This is a genomic window from Pseudomonas sp. PS01270, from assembly GCF_029959775.1.
Lineage (GTDB): Bacteria > Pseudomonadota > Gammaproteobacteria > Pseudomonadales > Pseudomonadaceae > Aquipseudomonas > Aquipseudomonas atacamensis.
In genome coordinates this window covers 1-14,724 of sequence record NZ_JASCPT010000135.1, presented here as the reverse complement: position 1 = coordinate 14,724, position 14,724 = coordinate 1, and the positions used below count along the sequence as shown (strand labels likewise).

Sequence of the window (14,724 nt, the reverse complement as noted above, 5' to 3'; positions counted from 1 at the left end):
CGCGAAAGCGGTGTGTCATTCAACTCCTATGTTGAATGATCCGGCGTATTCGCGAGCAGGCTCGCTCCCTCAGGTGGGGTGGGGTGGTGTCATTCGGTGCGGCGTTCTGCCTCGCGGCTGGTCACCAGGCTCAACAGCACCGACCCGAGAATCACCGTCCCGACGATTGCCAGCGACCATTCCACCGGCATGTGGAACCACGGCATCAGCACCATCTTGCCGCCGATGAACACCAGTACGATCGCCAGCCCGTATTTGAGCAGGTGAAAGCGGTCAGCCATGTCCGCCAGCAGGAAGTACAGCGCGCGCAGACCCATGATCGCGAAGATGTTCGAAGTGAAAACAATGAACGGGTCGGTGGTGACGGCGAAGATCGCTGGAATGCTGTCGACCGCGAACATCAGGTCGCTGGCCTCGATCAGCACCAGCACGAGGAACATCGGTGTTGCCCAGCGCACGCCGTTCTGCAGGATGAAAAACTTCTCGCCATGAAAGCCACTGGTGATGCGCATATGCCCGCGCACCCAACGCAATAACGGATTCTTTTCCAGATCCGGTTGATGATCAGCGAACACCAGCATCTTGATCCCGGTGATGATCAGGAACACACCGAAGGCATACAGCAGCCATTCGAACTGCGACACCAGCCACACACCGGCAAAAATCATGATCGCGCGCATCACAATCGCGCCGAGCACGCCGTAGAGCAGCACCCGCCGCTGCAATTCCGGCGGTACGGCGAAGTAGCTGAAGATCATCACGAAGATGAACATGTTGTCGATCGACAGCGACTGCTCAATCAGATAGCCGGTGAGAAATTCCAGGGTTTTCTGCCGGGCGATTTCACCGCCGAATTCACCGTGCAGATACCACCAGAGCAACCCGGCAAAACTCAGCGCCAACAGGCACCAGGCAACCACCCAGGCCGACGCTTCCCGCACCGACACCCGGTGCGCCTTGCGCCCGCCGAAGACAAACAAGTCCAGGGCCAGCATGGCCAGAACGAAGATGATGAAGGCACCCCACATCCAGGGTTCGCCGATATTGATGTTCGTGGCAGGCATGGCACGCTCCCCTGTCTTTGGTTTGAATTGAATCAGACGGGGGCCATGCTAGCGACGCATTTGTGGCAAAGAAAAATCGTTTATTTCTGAGGGTTGGTTCGAGAAAAACGAAGTGTCCTACCTCGGGGCACTTTGGCATTCCTGCATCGAAAGTACCGCTGATTGGCGAATCCAACTTCCAGCGATACCGCATCACAGAATTCAGGTTGATATCGAGGGGATATATGGATCAAAGCTCTCCCGTTGCCAGCAGGAATATATCTGCAGTGACCGTGTAGGGGGTTGATTCATAAACGATCTCGAACTCGAGAGTTGCTTTAACTGATTTCCGGCTGTCGTCTACATCGTAAGTAACATTACCTCCCTTGACGCTAACTCCGTAGACCATAAAAACAACTGAATGCTTGCCGGGGCCATAATCCTCGAGTTTATACGTGCCGCTTTTAAGCTCCCGTGGAGTAAGTAATGTCAACTGGTAGAAGTTCTGCGAGGTTTGATGGCGCCCAATGATGCTGCGCGAGTCTTCTGTGAAGGAGGCGTACCAGGTATGCGTTGTTTCAAACTTTTTAAGGGGCGGAAAATTTTCTGGGAACGTTACGTCGAAGCGCTCGCCTGCGGCGATCTTGTGCGGCAGATCCTGTGGCTTGTCTTCGCTGTCGAGTCCAAGTTTTTTGTTCTTGGTCAGGTCGGTCATGATCGAATCTCCTGATAAAAATGCGTTCCGTTTTTTTGGCAAACCGGCTTTTCCGCCGGTTGGGAGATTCAATTTACGCTTCGGTTTGTGTGCTAACTACTGACAGACCTGACAGGCGCAAAATTTTGATGAATATGGTAGCGAAGTGTCGGGCGATGAGTTCCCTCGTATACAAACAGGCCATTGGCACATGCCTCAGCGGAAAAACTCCCCCGGCGTCTCGCCAAACTGCTGACGAAACGCTGCGATAAACGCCGATGTCGAGTCGTATCCACAAGCCAGCGCAACGTCGGTCACACGCTCGCCTTTTTCCAGCGGGGTCAGGGCGCCGAGCAAGCGCAAGCGCTGGCGCCAGGCGCGGAAGGTCAGGCCGGTGTCGCGCAAAAACAGCCGCGTCAGAGTCTTTTCGGTGACACCGAATTTTTCGCTCCAGTGGCTCAGCGTGGTCTGCTGCTCCGGGTGTTGCTCCAGGCTCTGATAGATCTGCTTCAGGCGCGGGTCTTGCGGGAGCGGCAGCATCAAGTCGATGGTCGGCGCGTCGGCCAATTGATCAAGGATCACCTGGGCCAAGCGTCCGTCAGGGCCGCTTTCGTCGTATTCCACTGGCACCTGACTGAAGGCGCGAATCAACTCCCTGAGCAAATCGCTGACGCCGAGCACATGGCAATGTTCAGCCGCCCAACCGGTGGCGCTGCTGTCGATGTACAGGCTGCGCATTTCCGTGTGCGGTGCGCTGAACACCCGGTGCGGCACGCCCGCCGGAATCCACACCGCACGCTCCGGCGGCGCGACGAATCGGCCGGCGCTGGTCTGCACTTCGAGCACGCCCTGAATCGCGTAGGACAACTGCACCCACGGATGACTGTGGCGGCGGGTGAGGGCGCGATTGGGCAGCGATTCGGTGCGTCCGTACACGGGGCGCGGCAGGCTGGGCAACCCGGGAACACTGCGGCGCACGCTTTTGCTATGTCCTTTAGGCGGCATCTTGCGGCTCTTCGGCGTTAGTCGGTAATTGCCAGTCACGTTAGAGTCGTCGGCACGCACTGGCAACCCCCGGATGAATCTCATGACGCGCCCACGTTTTCTGCCCGATAACTTCACGCTGACCTTGATCGGCGTCGTCTTGCTGGCCAGCTTCCTTCCCGCCAGCGGTCAAGTCGCCGTCGGCTTTGGCTGGCTGACCAACATCGCCATCGCCCTGCTGTTTTTCCTGCACGGCGCCAAGCTGTCGCGCGAATCGATCATCGCCGGCGCCGGCCACTGGCGTCTGCATCTGCTGGTGTTCGGGCTGACCTTCGTGCTCTTCCCGATTCTCGGTCTGGCGCTCAAACCACTGTTGTCACCGCTGATCGGTGATCAGCTGTACATGGGCATGCTCTACCTCTGCGCGTTGCCCGCCACGGTGCAGTCGGCCATCGCGTTCACTTCGCTGGCGCGAGGCAATATTCCGGCGGCGATCTGCAGTGCGGCGGCGTCCAGTCTGTTCGGGATTTTCCTTACACCGCTGCTGGTGACGCTGCTGCTCAACGTCCACGGCGACGGCGGCTCGACGCTCGATGCGATCGTCAAAATCAGTGTGCAATTGCTCCTGCCATTTATTGCCGGGCAGATCGCCCGTCGCTGGATCGGCGCGTGGGTGGGGCGCAACAAGAACTGGCTGAAATTCGTTGATCAGGGCTCGATTTTGCTGGTGGTGTACGGCGCATTCAGCGAGGCGGTCAACGAAGGGATCTGGCAGCAGATTCCGTTGTTCGAGTTGCTTGGCCTGGTGGTGGTCTGCTGCATCCTGCTGACGCTGGTTCTGGTGGCATCAATTCTGTTGAGCAAAGCGTTCGGCTTCAATCAGGAAGACCGCATCACCATTCTGTTCTGCGGTTCGAAAAAGAGCCTGGCGACCGGCGTGCCGATGGCGCAGGTGTTGTTCGCCGGCAGCACCATCGGCGTGCTGATTCTGCCGCTGATGCTGTTCCACCAGATTCAGCTGATGGTCTGCGCGGTATTGGCCCAGCGCTATGCGAAACGACCGGAGTCGGTGCCGGATCTGATGGCGCAGGTTGATCCGTAAAAGCGCTTCACAGCCCCGAATACTTGACCGCCGCTGCCGCCCGCGTCGGCACATCCAGCGTGCGCAGCAACGAAGACACATGGATGCGTACCGTGAACGGGGAGATATCCAGTTCACGGGCAATTTCCTTGTTGGTCTTGCCTTGCGCGATCAAACGCAGCACGTCCTGCTGACGCGGCGTCAGCGTCGTCGCGGTTTCCAGCGGCAACAAGCCGGACGGCGCCGACTTCACCAACACCTCGCCTTCACGAATGGCCAGAATCGCCTGGCCGATTTCATCCGGCGCAATGTTCTTGCCGATAAAACCGTCAATGCCCGCCGCCATGACTTCACTGATCAGCGCCTGATCGTCAACCATCGACACCACGATCAGCGTGGTGCGCGGCAATCGTTGGCGCAAGTCGGCGAGCTGGGTGATGCAGGTCAGCCCGGGAAAACGCAGATCGAGCATCAGCGTGTCCGGCTCGTCGCCCTGTGGCAGCAGCTTGAGCACCGCGTCGAAGTCGCCGGCCTCGCAGATATCGGCATCGGGCAGCAAGCGCTGCACGGTGCGCAGCATCGCCTCGCGAAACAGCGGGTGATCGTCGGCTATGATGATCCGGCACGTCATGACGCGACCCTCCCTGGGTCAGGCGTGATTCAAGGCCTGCACCTTAGCACTGGACGCGAAGGTTGCCTGTAGGCTGCTTCCGAAACTGACGATTGCTGCACAAGGACGTTTACCATGAAGTTCGAAAAAAATACCGAACTCGACCAGGCCAACCTGCGCATCATCATCGCTGCCATTGCGGTGGTTTACATGGTCGTGCTGGGGTTTCTGCCGGGCCATCGCTTCGATACCTATCTTCCGGTCATCACTTACATTGTCTTGTTTCTGCTGGCTTCGATCGCGTTCCGCCAAGCCATTGCGCGTTGGCCCGGGCATTATCCGGCGCGGCGGATTTTTGCCATGGTCCACGATTACACCGGCACCAGTTTCGGGCTGGTGATCGGCGGCGAGGCAGCGTTGCCGCTGTATGCGGTGATGGTCTGGGTCAACCTCGGCAACGGCATGCGCTACGGCTCGCGCTATCTGGCGATTGCCACCGGCCTTGCATTGGTGGCGCTGCTGGTGGTCTATCGCTTGACGCCGTATTGGCAGGCGCAGCCGTTCATGGTGTTGATGCTGCTGATCACCAGCACGGTGATTCCGTTTTATGCGCACTTGCTGCTTGAGCGCACGCGCAAGGCGTCGGAAGAAGCGCTGGCGGCTAATCTGGAAAAGTCGCGGTTTCTGGCGCAGGCCAGTCATGACTTGCGTCAGCCGATTCATTCCATCGGTCTGTTTACCGCGTGTCTGCGAGAGTCGCGCCTGGGCGATGACGAGCGGCGGCTGGTCGATAACATCGACCGCTCACTGCTCAACGTCTCGCAATTGTTCCGCTCGATTCTCGACCTCTACACCCTCGATAACGGTCGGGTCGAAGCGAAAATGCAAACGCTCAATCTTGGTGAATGGCTTGCGGACATCGTCTGCCAACATCAGGAAGCGGCCCGTTGGGCGGGGGTCGAGCTGCGCCTGCGACCGTGCAACTACTGGGTCAGAACCGACCCGGCGCTGCTCGCGACCATGGTGCAGAACGTGCTCTCCAACTGCTTCAAATACGGCGCGCAGCGGCCGGTGCTGATTGGCGTGCGTAAACGCGGGGCAGGGTTGGCCATCGTCATCCATGACCGTGGCAACGGCATTGCCGAAGAGCATTTGCACAAGGTTTTCGAGGAGTTTTATCGCGTGCGGCAAGTGCGCGACAAAGATGTCGAGGGCGTCGGGCTGGGCCTGTCGATCATCAAGCGTCTGAGTGAACTGATCGATGTGCACGTTGCTCTGCGTTCACAGTTGGGGCGCGGTACAGCTGTGACGCTTGCGGGGTTGCCGATCGTGGCCGCGCCGCAGTCACTGGTGGTTCGCAGTGAAGCGCGGCAGGTGGGTTTGTTGACCGGACTGAAGGTGTGTCTGGTCGAGGATGATCGCAACGTGCTGCTGGCGACTTCAGCTTTGCTTGAGCGCTGGGGCTGCGTGGTGCAGGCCGAGTCGTCGGCTGAAGATCTGGTCACCGACTGCGACATCATCGTCGCCGACTATGACCTCGGCACCCACGCCACTGGCATCGAATGCATTGACGAAGTGCGCAGGCGGCGCGGTTGGGCGGTGCCGGCAATGATCATCACCGGGCATGACGTCGAGAAAATTCAGGCTGCCTTGCATGACCGGCAGATTGCGATTCTGTCGAAACCTGTGCGGCCGGCCGAGTTACGCGCGACGTTGCGCGCCCTGCGTGATCGACAAGGCGCAGCGGTTGAACAGATGCTGTAAAGGCCGATGTAAACGGGCGGCTCAGGAGCTCGCCCGTTATTTCGCGGCGATTATTGTGGGCTGTTGAACTGGTCGGAATAGCTGCCGGTCATCAGCGCCGATGCCACGCGATCAGAACCGACTCCGACCCGGGAGTAGGCCACTCGGTTAACGCCGGTGCGGTCGGCCCCATCCGCTGCCAATGCTCCGGCACCGACACGATCAGCGCCATCGGCAGCCACTGCGCCGGCACCGACACGATCAGCACCATCGGCAGCCACCGCGCCGGCACCGACACGATCAGCGCCATCGGCAGCCACCGCGCCGGCACCGACACGATCAGCGCCATCGGCAGCCAGCGCGCCGGCGCCGACACGGTCAGCGCCATCGGCAGCCACTGCGCCCGCGCCGACACGATCGGCGCCATCGGCAGCCACTGCGCCGGCACCGACGCGATCAGCACCATCGGCAGCCACTGCCCCGGCACCGACGCGATCAGCACCATCGGCAGCGACTGCACCTGCGCCGACACGATCAGCGCCATCGGCAGCCACCGCGCCGGCACCGACACGATCGGCGCCATCGGCAGCCACTGCGCCGGCACCGACGCGATCAGCGCCATCGGCAGCCACCGCGCCGGCGCCAACATGATCAGCCCCATCCGAAGCCAACGCCTGCGGTTGCGCCGCCAAGACATTCGGCACCACAACGCTGGCCGCTACCGCAAGAAGCACGCCTGACAACAACTTGTATTTCATGGTTTTCTCCACGACCCAGCAGCCAGAATGCGATGAGATGTCGTCCATTGCGTATGCCCGGCGCAGTGACTCATTGGCTTGGGTTTTACCTGGTTGGCGAAAGGCACGGGCACACCGAGCGGCGTGCGGGTGTCGAGATAATCCTGATCGAGCCGATTGAGTATAGGATCGGCCTCGGGAACTGCCACGGCGGGGAGATCGACGGACAAAAAAACACGAAGCCCGCATTGCGCGGGCTTCTTGGTGTGGAGCTGTTTACATTCTTGCCAGTGCCTGAGCCAGATCGGCACGCAAGTCTTCAACGTCCTCAACCCCAACTGACAACCGCACTGATCAGAGCCTTCAGCCACGACGTAGTTGAGCAATTCGCCAATCAACAGGCGTTCGACTCACTGGCTCGGCTCAAGCTAAATGGTGAGTGCAGGCCGAAGGCCGGAAACGTTTGGGATTGAAGCCCGAAAGGGTGAAACGGGCCGGCTCTTTGGCCTGGCTCAACGCGCACCGCGAAAGTCCGGTCCGCAGGGAACGTCCGATGGCAGGATCGGCAGTAAGCCATCACTGATCGCATGCGACCATTGCAACGATGGCCTCAGCGACTTGAAGCACGAAGCTTGACACTTGTTTCCGGTCCCGCTGGCCGCTGAGATTAAACGCCTTCAATCGGGTGAGTGACGTTCCATTTTTCGGCAAAAGCTTTGCCTTGCTCGATTTGTTCGGGTGTCATTTTTTTAGAATATTCTTCTAATCTTTCCCGATCATAGTCTTTATCAGACTCATCATTATCTAAGCCTGCTAAAAGCAACGTAAGGCCATAAGCCTTCACCATATCAAATGGAAAGCCATAGTAATTTGGATTACTTGCATACTCTCGAGCAAGCAAACCGATGCCACTGCCGTCACCCGCCTTCGCAGACTCCTCTAGCCAATACCGGGAAACTGATAGGTCTCCGTTATCTTCATAAATGGAGGCTGCATAGGCAATCATTGCTTTTGGATAGCCATTTTCAGCCGCTCGCTTATACCATTTGTTGATTTCCTTGCGGCGCTGCCCAAACCACCAAAAAAATCCATCACCAGCTGAATAACTCTCGGCAAGCTGATATTGTGCGAATGGGTACCCTCCCTCTGCTGATTTAATCAGCATATTAAAGTCAGAATTGCCTACGTATAACAAATAGGCAGCTTCCATGTCACCGGAAGCAATTTTTTCTCGCGCAATCTTCTCAAATTCTGATTTCCACTCGCGCTGAGTTTTATCTCCCTTAGGGCAGTTCTCAACGATGGTGCATAATTTATCTCCATCATCAAGAGCCAGACGAAGTAGGGAGTTAAAATTTCCTTGATTAGCAGAATGTACTAGCCATTCGCGCGTATCTTCCACCCTATGGTTTTTAGCATAACGAAGCTCATCCTGTAGATGAAACCACTCTCCTACAACATCCGACTTGGCTACCCAATCATTTAGTTCGCCTAGTTGTTGCAAATCATTTGAGGCAAATTTCTCCATTAAAGTTTTTTTGTACTCTTGATCCCATTCACCTCGGCTTTTTTCCCCTTTGGGACAAAATGAAGCGATAACACACACGTTGACGTTGTGAGATAACTGATATAGGGAGAATAAATTGCCTTGATTAGCAGAAGCCACGAACCACTTTACAGATTCTTTCGAGTCTAGCGCTTTACTAAGTTCCATTTGGCGAAGTTGTTGCGCCAAATAAAATTGTGCTTCTGCATCGCCAGCCTCGGCGGCAATGCGCAATTCACGCTCTGCATTTTTCTCTTGTTTATATAGTGAAATGCCGCGTTCCTTGGCTGCCTGCTGCTCCTGTGAAAGCACTGCCGATGCGGTGGCTGAGTTAAATAAAAAAAGTAAACTTAAAATCGATTTAATTAGATTTTTATAATGATTCATTTTCTTCCCTGTGTAATTAACAAGCGAGCGCCGTATTCCATATGCTGTTTGACACCAAGCTGCGAAATGAGGTGGGCGAATGTTGCGACACTTGTGTTGCCGAGTTTGCGCAGCAGCACGGAGCTCTTCATTCGGCAGACTTGATGCCATTTTCAAAAAGACTTGTATGACAATAAAAACGAAAGATCGAAACGCCACAGAGTGGTTTCCCCGTGTGGCGAGGGTATTTATCCCCGTTGGGCTGCGATGCAGCCCCCTTCAAAGAGTCACATCTTAGCCAAAGCCTGCGCCAAATCTTCCCGCAGATCCTCAACATCCTCAACCCCCACCGACAACCGCACCAGCCCATCGCCAATCCCCAGTTTTGCGCGGGTTTCCGGCGGGATGGTCGCGTGGGTCATGATCGCCGGATGCTCGATCAGGCTTTCCACACCGCCCAGACTTTCCGCCAGTGCAAAGATCTGCACGTTCTCGAGAAAGCGCCGCGCACCGGCCAGGTCGCTGTTCAGGTCGACAGAAATCATCCCGCCAAAACCACGCATCTGCCGCTTGGCCAGTTCGTGCTGCGGGTGCGAGGTCAGGCCCGGATAGTAGACGCGCTTGACCTGCGGCTGCTGTTCCAGCCACTGCGCCAGGTCCAGGGCGTTGCTGCAATGGCGCTCCATGCGCAGCGCCAGGGTTTTCACCCCGCGCAGAGTGAGGAACGCATCGAACGGCCCGGAAATCGCCCCGACGGCGTTTTGCAGGAAGCCGAGTTTTTCCGCCAGTTCGGCGTTCTGCCCGACCACGGCAATACCGCCGATCACGTCGGAGTGGCCGTTGAGGTATTTGGTGGTTGAGTGCAGGACGATGTCGAAACCCAACTCCAGCGGGCGCTGAATGTATGGGCTGGCGAAGGTGTTGTCGGCCACGCAGATGATCCCGCGCGCGCGGCAGATGCGCGCGATCGCGGCCAGATCCGACAGGCTCAGCAGCGGGTTGGTCGGGGTTTCGACCATGACCATGCGCGTGTCGTCCTGCAGCGAGGCTTCGAACGCCGACAGATCGGTCAGGTCGACGAAGCTGAAACGGTGCCCGGCACTGCGCTGGCGGACCTTGTCGAACAGGCGGAACGTGCCGCCGTACAAGTCATTGCCGGAAACGATGTGCGAGCCGGCGTCGAGCAGTTCCAACACCGTGGAAATCGCCGCCAGCCCCGAGGCGAAGGCGAACGCTCGGGTGCCGCCTTCGAGATCGGCGACGCAGCGCTCCAAAGCAAAACGCGTCGGGTTGTGCGAGCGGCCGTAGTCGAACCCCTTGTGCACGCCGGGGCTGTCTTGCAGGTAGGTGGAGTTGGCGTAGATCGGCGGCATCAGCGCGCCGGTGGTCGGGTCCGGCTCTTGCCCGGCGTGGATCACCCGGGTGGCGAAGCCTTGGGATTTATCGTCGTGCTGACTCATGCAAGGGATCTCCGTAATTGGTTGAGCATGTCGGTGCGGGTGATCAGGCCATGGAAGCCGGAGGCGTCGGCGATGATCGCGACGAGGCCACGGCTGAGCACCGATTCCAGCTCGGCCAGGCTCGCAGCCGGGGCGAGGGTTTGCAGTTTGTCGGTCATCACACTCGACACCGACTGGCTGAAGCGCGCGGCGTCTTCGTGTACGCCGAGAAGAATATCGGACTCATCGATCACGCCCACCAGTTGCTTGCCCTCGACCAGCACCGGCAACTGCGAGACATCCGCCAGACGCATGCGCTGGAACGCGGTGAGCAGGGTGTCATCGGGGCCGACGCTGATCACCCGGCCGTCCTCGAAACGCCGTGCGATCAAGTCGCGCAAGTCGCCGTAGCCTTTGCGTTGCAACAGGCCTTGATCGGTCATCCACTGGTCGTTGTAAACCTTCGACAGGTACCGCGTGCCGGTGTCGCAGACGAAGCTGACCACGCGTTTCGGCTCGGTCTGTTCGCGGCAATAACGCAGCGCGGCAGCGAACAGGGTGCCGGTCGATGAGCCACCGAGAATGCCCTCGGCCTTGAGCAACTGCCGGGCATGATCGAAGCTTTCCGCGTCGCTGATCGAGTAGGCGTGACGCACGCTGGACAGGTCAGTGATCGACGGAATGAAGTCTTCGCCGATACCCTCGACCGCCCACGAACCGGGCGTCGGCAAGGTGCCGTCGCGGCTGTATTGCGCCATCACCGAGCCGACCGGATCGGCGAGGACCATTTCCAGATTCGACTGCACGCGCTTGAAGAAGCGACTCAACCCGGTCAACGTGCCGGCCGATCCGACGCCGACGACAATGGCATCCAGATCATGTTCGGTCTGCGCCCAGATTTCCGGCGCGGTGCTGCATTCATGGGCCACCGGGTTGGCGGGATTGTTGAATTGGTCGGCGAAAAACGCGCCGGGAATGTCCTTGGCCAAGCGGGCGGCGACGTCCTGGTAATATTCGGGATGGCCCTTGCCGACGTCAGAACGAGTGATGTGCACTTCGGCGCCCATGGCCTTCAAGTGCAGGACTTTCTCGGTGGACATCTTGTCCGGCACCACCAGCACCACACGATAGCCTTTCGCTCGGCCGACCAGCGCCAGACCCAGACCGGTATTGCCGGCAGTGGCCTCGACAATCGTCCCGCCCGGTTGCAGGCGGCCGTCACGTTCCGCAGCGTCGATCATCGCCAGACCGATACGGTCTTTGATCGAGCCGCCGGGGTTCTGCGATTCAAGTTTGAGAAACAGCGTGCAGGGTCCGGTATCGAAGCGGGTGACCTGCACCAGCGGAGTATTGCCTATCAGCCCAAGCACGGCAGGGCGTGATTCCTTCGACATTTCTTCACCTCTTTATGGTGTTGATCGCGTTCCAATCGCGGGGAAAAGACTCGCGTGCAACTTAGGCGCAGACATCCTCTCTCGCAACCTCTAATCCTTGGAAAATCCAGCCATTTGGATCTAACGATAGAACGAAAACTTGCATGTTGCCCTGACGTGTTCTGATCGTTCCCACGCTCCGCGTGGGAATGCAGCCTTGGACGCTCTGCGTCCCTACGGCCAGAAGATCCCAGCCTTCGGCAGCTCCCACGGGGCGCCTGTGCATGAGTAGAACTTGTGATGATCTAGAATTTATTGAGTTTGTTTCATCAAGTCCGGTTCCCGACAATACCCGCCATCGATTAAGCATCTGGAGTTGTTTGTCATGGCACTGGCCCATTCCCTTGGATTTCCGCGCATCGGTCGCGACCGCGAACTGAAGAAAGCGCAAGAGGCGTTCTGGAAAGGAGAACTGAACGAGGCGGGCCTGCGTGACGTCGGGCGTGAGCTGCGCAAGGTCCATTGGGACTTGCAGAAAAACGCCGGCATCGACTTGCTGCCGGTTGGCGATTTCGCTTGGTACGACCAGGTGCTGAGCCACTCGCTGATGTTCGGCGTGATCCCCGAGCGCTTCCGCCCGCATGACGGCAAAGCCACGCTGCAGACCCTGTTCAGCATGGCCCGAGGCGTCAGTAATGCTTGCTGCGGCGAAGGCCACGCTCAGGAAATGACCAAATGGTTCGACACCAACTATCACTATCTCGTACCGGAATTCAGTGTCGACCAGCACTTCCAGTTGGGTTGGGAGCAGCTGTTTGAAGAAACCGAAGAGGCCCGTGCGCTAGGGCACAACGTCAAACCGGTGATCATCGGTCCGCTGACCTATCTGTGGCTGGGTAAAACCAAAGGCGCCGACTTCGACAAGCTCGATTTGCTTGACCGCCTGCTGCCGCTGTACGGCCAGATCTTCGCGCGGCTGGCGGCGTTGGGTGTGGAGTGGGTGCAGATTGATGAGCCGATTCTGGTGCTCGATTTGCCACAGGACTGGAAGAATGCCTTCGAGCGCGCCTACAACCAGATCCAGCGCGATCCGCTGAAAAAACTGCTCGCCACGTACTTCGGTGGTCTGGAAGAAAACCTCGGTCTGGCGGCGAACCTGCCGGTCGACGGCCTGCACATCGATCTGGTGCGCGCACCGGATCAATACCCGACCATTCTGGATCGTCTGCCGGCCTATAAAGTGCTGTCGTTGGGTGTGGTCAACGGTCGGAACGTCTGGCGCTGCGATCTGCAAAACGCGCTGGCGACGCTGCGCCATGCTCATGAGCGTCTGGGTGATCGTTTGTGGGTAGCGCCGTCCTGCTCGTTGCTGCACAGCCCGGTTGATCTGGGCCGCGAAGACCAGCTCGATGCCGAACTGAAAAGCTGGCTGGCGTTCGCCGTGCAGAAGTGCGAAGAGGTCGCCGTGCTCGCTCAAGCGGTCAGCGAGCCGGAAGCGCCGAAGGTACTGCGTGCCCTCGCGCAAAGCCGTTCGGTGCAGACCAGCCGCGCTGCCTCGCCGCGTATTCACAAACCGGCGGTGCAAACGCGGGTCGCGGCGATCACGGCCAAGGATGTGCAACGCCAATCGCCGTTTGCCCAGCGCATCGCCAAACAGCGCGGCAAACTTGATCTGCCGCTGTTTCCGACCACCACCATTGGTTCGTTTCCGCAAACGGCGGCGATCCGTCTGGCGCGCCAGGCCTACAAGCAAGGCAAGCTCAGCGCGGCCGATTACACCGATGCGATGCACACGGAGATTCGCCACGCGGTGGAAATTCAAGAACGCCTCGGCCTGGATGTGCTGGTGCACGGGGAGGCCGAGCGCAACGACATGGTCGAATACTTCGCCGAACAGCTCGACGGCTATGCCTTCACCCGCTTTGGCTGGGTGCAGAGCTACGGTTCGCGCTGCGTCAAACCGGCGGTGATTTTCGGCGACCTCAGCCGCCCGCAGGCGATGACGGTCGAGTGGATCCGTTACGCCCAAGGCCTTACCGACAAGGTCATGAAAGGCATGCTGACCGGCCCGGTGACCATGCTGATGTGGTCCTTCGCCCGCGAAGACGTCAGCCGCGAAGTGCAGGCTCAACAACTGGCGCTGGCCATTCGTGACGAGGTGAATGATCTGGAAGCGGCGGGAATCAAAATCGTCCAGATCGACGAAGCGGCGTTCCGTGAAGGCTTGCCGTTACGCCGGGCGCAGTGGCCGGCGTATCTGGAATGGGCAAGCGCAGCGTTCCGCCTGTGCGCCTCCGGCGTGCGCGACGAAACCCAGATCCACACGCACATGTGCTACAGCGAATTCAACGACGTGATCGAGTCGATCGCGGCGATGGACGCCGATGTCATTACCATCGAAACCTCACGGTCGGACATGGAACTGCTCGAAGCGTTTGAAGCGTTTGCCTACCCGAACGACATCGGCCCGGGCGTCTACGATATTCACTCGCCACGGATTCCCGATGTGTCGGAAATGGTTGGCTTGCTGCGCAAGGCGGCGCAGCGTATTCCGGTTGAGCGTCTGTGGGTCAATCCGGATTGCGGTTTGAAAACCCGAGGCTGGCCTGAGACCGAAGCGGCGTTGGTGCACATGGTCAGCGCCGCACGGCAACTGCGCAAAGAGTGGGCCTGATCCTTTACCGCCCTGGAATACATAACCCTGTGGGAACGAGCCTGCTCGCGAAAGCGGTGTGTCAATCGACATCAATGTCGGATGACCTGACGCCTTCGCGAGCAGGCTCGCTCCCACAGAATTCGCGTTCCCCCTGTCATTCACGGCAACACACAAATCCTTTGTGGGAGCGAGCCTGCTCGCGAAAGCGGTGTGTCAGTCGACACCATGTTGGATGACCTGACGCCTTCGCGAGCAAGCTCGCTCCCACAGCATTCACATTCCCCCGACATTCACGGCAACACACAATCCCCTTGTGGGAGCGAGCCTGAACTGGTCAAGTAATATTGGACACCAGTTAGGGTTTTTCAGGCCGCCATTTTCTCCATGGCGACCGGTGACCGGTAGTTGTTGTAGCTATGGAGTCTGGTGTTGTTGTAGCGCATTAGGTAGCG

The 14,724-nt window shown here is 58.6% G+C and carries 12 protein-coding genes; 3 read left to right on the top strand and 9 right to left on the bottom strand.

The window, feature by feature from the left end:
- Window positions 1-89: 89 nt before the first annotated feature.
- The 3 genes from QMX86_RS24250 to QMX86_RS24240 form a co-directional block, all read right to left on the bottom strand.
- Window positions 90-1,064, bottom strand: coding sequence for a TerC family protein (locus QMX86_RS24250; RefSeq protein ID WP_122746054.1), 975 nt, complete (start codon window positions 1,062-1,064; stop codon window positions 90-92).
- Between the two features lie 229 nt (window positions 1,065-1,293).
- Complete coding sequence (locus tag QMX86_RS24245; RefSeq protein WP_073471142.1) at window positions 1,294-1,758, bottom strand: hypothetical protein; 465 nt, start codon at window positions 1,756-1,758, stop codon at window positions 1,294-1,296.
- Window positions 1,759-1,953: 195 nt separating this feature from the next.
- Complete coding sequence (locus QMX86_RS24240; RefSeq protein ID WP_110645633.1) at window positions 1,954-2,742, bottom strand: helix-turn-helix transcriptional regulator; 789 nt, start codon at window positions 2,740-2,742, stop codon at window positions 1,954-1,956.
- Window positions 2,743-2,824: 82 nt separating this feature from the next.
- Here QMX86_RS24240 and QMX86_RS24235 point away from each other — a divergent pair, with 82 nt between their 5' ends.
- Window positions 2,825-3,823 (top strand): bile acid:sodium symporter family protein, encoded by a 999-nt coding sequence (locus QMX86_RS24235; protein ID WP_041480047.1) that lies wholly within the window; start codon window positions 2,825-2,827, stop codon window positions 3,821-3,823.
- Window positions 3,824-3,830: 7 nt separating this feature from the next.
- Here QMX86_RS24235 and QMX86_RS24230 read toward each other — a convergent pair whose 3' ends face one another.
- Entirely contained in the window at window positions 3,831-4,433 is a 603-nt protein-coding gene (locus QMX86_RS24230) for a response regulator transcription factor (RefSeq protein WP_282386214.1), read from the bottom strand.
- A gap of 114 nt (window positions 4,434-4,547) precedes the next feature.
- Here QMX86_RS24230 and QMX86_RS24225 point away from each other — a divergent pair, with 114 nt between their 5' ends.
- The gene (locus QMX86_RS24225; protein ID WP_282386216.1) at window positions 4,548-6,176 is read left to right on the top strand and encodes a hybrid sensor histidine kinase/response regulator; all 1,629 of its coding nucleotides are present in this window, start codon (window positions 4,548-4,550) and stop codon (window positions 6,174-6,176) included.
- 50 nt (window positions 6,177-6,226) lie between these two features.
- Here QMX86_RS24225 and QMX86_RS24220 read toward each other — a convergent pair whose 3' ends face one another.
- The 5 genes from QMX86_RS24220 to QMX86_RS24200 all read right to left on the bottom strand — a co-directional run bounded on the left by QMX86_RS24220 (window position 6,227) and on the right by QMX86_RS24200 (window position 11,637).
- Entirely contained in the window at window positions 6,227-6,913 is a 687-nt protein-coding gene (locus QMX86_RS24220; RefSeq protein WP_177180889.1) for a hypothetical protein, read from the bottom strand.
- Window positions 6,910-7,290 carry a hypothetical protein gene (locus tag QMX86_RS28365; protein ID WP_318269024.1) on the bottom strand — a complete coding sequence of 127 codons (381 nt, stop codon included), beginning with the start codon at window positions 7,288-7,290 and terminating at the stop codon, window positions 6,910-6,912. The genes QMX86_RS24220 and QMX86_RS28365 overlap by 4 nt, the downstream gene beginning before the upstream one ends.
- A gap of 269 nt (window positions 7,291-7,559) precedes the next feature.
- A complete protein-coding gene (locus tag QMX86_RS24210) occupies window positions 7,560-8,825 on the bottom strand; it encodes a sel1 repeat family protein (RefSeq protein WP_110645637.1) in 1,266 nt (421 codons plus the stop codon).
- A 266-nt stretch (window positions 8,826-9,091) separates the two neighbouring features.
- On the bottom strand, window positions 9,092-10,264 hold the full coding sequence (locus tag QMX86_RS24205) for a cystathionine gamma-synthase (RefSeq protein WP_071172713.1): 1,173 nt from the start codon (window positions 10,262-10,264) through the stop codon (window positions 9,092-9,094).
- Entirely contained in the window at window positions 10,261-11,637 is a 1,377-nt protein-coding gene (locus tag QMX86_RS24200) for a pyridoxal-phosphate dependent enzyme (RefSeq protein WP_282386220.1), read from the bottom strand. Before QMX86_RS24200 ends, QMX86_RS24205 begins: the two co-directional genes overlap by 4 nt.
- 364 nt (window positions 11,638-12,001) lie before the next feature.
- On the opposite strand from QMX86_RS24200, the gene metE reads away from it, so the two are divergent.
- Window positions 12,002-14,290 carry a 5-methyltetrahydropteroyltriglutamate--homocysteine S-methyltransferase gene (gene metE, locus QMX86_RS24195; protein WP_130928199.1) on the top strand — a complete coding sequence of 763 codons (2,289 nt, stop codon included), beginning with the start codon at window positions 12,002-12,004 and terminating at the stop codon, window positions 14,288-14,290.
- Window positions 14,291-14,724 lie beyond the last annotated feature (434 nt).

What these genes read in the sequence shown, in the direction of transcription:
- QMX86_RS24250 (WP_122746054.1), bottom strand. Translation starts at nt 1,064, where the DNA reads ATGCCTGCCACGAACATCAATATCGGCGAACCCTGGATGTGGGGTGCC.
- QMX86_RS24245 (WP_073471142.1), bottom strand. Translation starts at nt 1,758, where the DNA reads ATGACCGACCTGACCAAGAACAAAAAACTTGGACTCGACAGCGAAGAC.
- QMX86_RS24240 (WP_110645633.1), bottom strand. Translation starts at nt 2,742, where the DNA reads ATGCCGCCTAAAGGACATAGCAAAAGCGTGCGCCGCAGTGTTCCCGGG.
- QMX86_RS24235 (WP_041480047.1), top strand. Translation starts at nt 2,825, where the DNA reads ATGACGCGCCCACGTTTTCTGCCCGATAACTTCACGCTGACCTTGATC.
- QMX86_RS24230 (WP_282386214.1), bottom strand. Translation starts at nt 4,433, where the DNA reads ATGACGTGCCGGATCATCATAGCCGACGATCACCCGCTGTTTCGCGAG.
- QMX86_RS24225 (WP_282386216.1), top strand. Translation starts at nt 4,548, where the DNA reads ATGAAGTTCGAAAAAAATACCGAACTCGACCAGGCCAACCTGCGCATC.
- QMX86_RS24220 (WP_177180889.1), bottom strand. Translation starts at nt 6,913, where the DNA reads ATGAAATACAAGTTGTTGTCAGGCGTGCTTCTTGCGGTAGCGGCCAGC.
- QMX86_RS24210 (WP_110645637.1), bottom strand. Translation starts at nt 8,825, where the DNA reads ATGAATCATTATAAAAATCTAATTAAATCGATTTTAAGTTTACTTTTT.
- QMX86_RS24205 (WP_071172713.1), bottom strand. Translation starts at nt 10,264, where the DNA reads ATGAGTCAGCACGACGATAAATCCCAAGGCTTCGCCACCCGGGTGATC.
- QMX86_RS24200 (WP_282386220.1), bottom strand. Translation starts at nt 11,637, where the DNA reads ATGTCGAAGGAATCACGCCCTGCCGTGCTTGGGCTGATAGGCAATACT.
- metE (WP_130928199.1), top strand. Translation starts at nt 12,002, where the DNA reads ATGGCACTGGCCCATTCCCTTGGATTTCCGCGCATCGGTCGCGACCGC.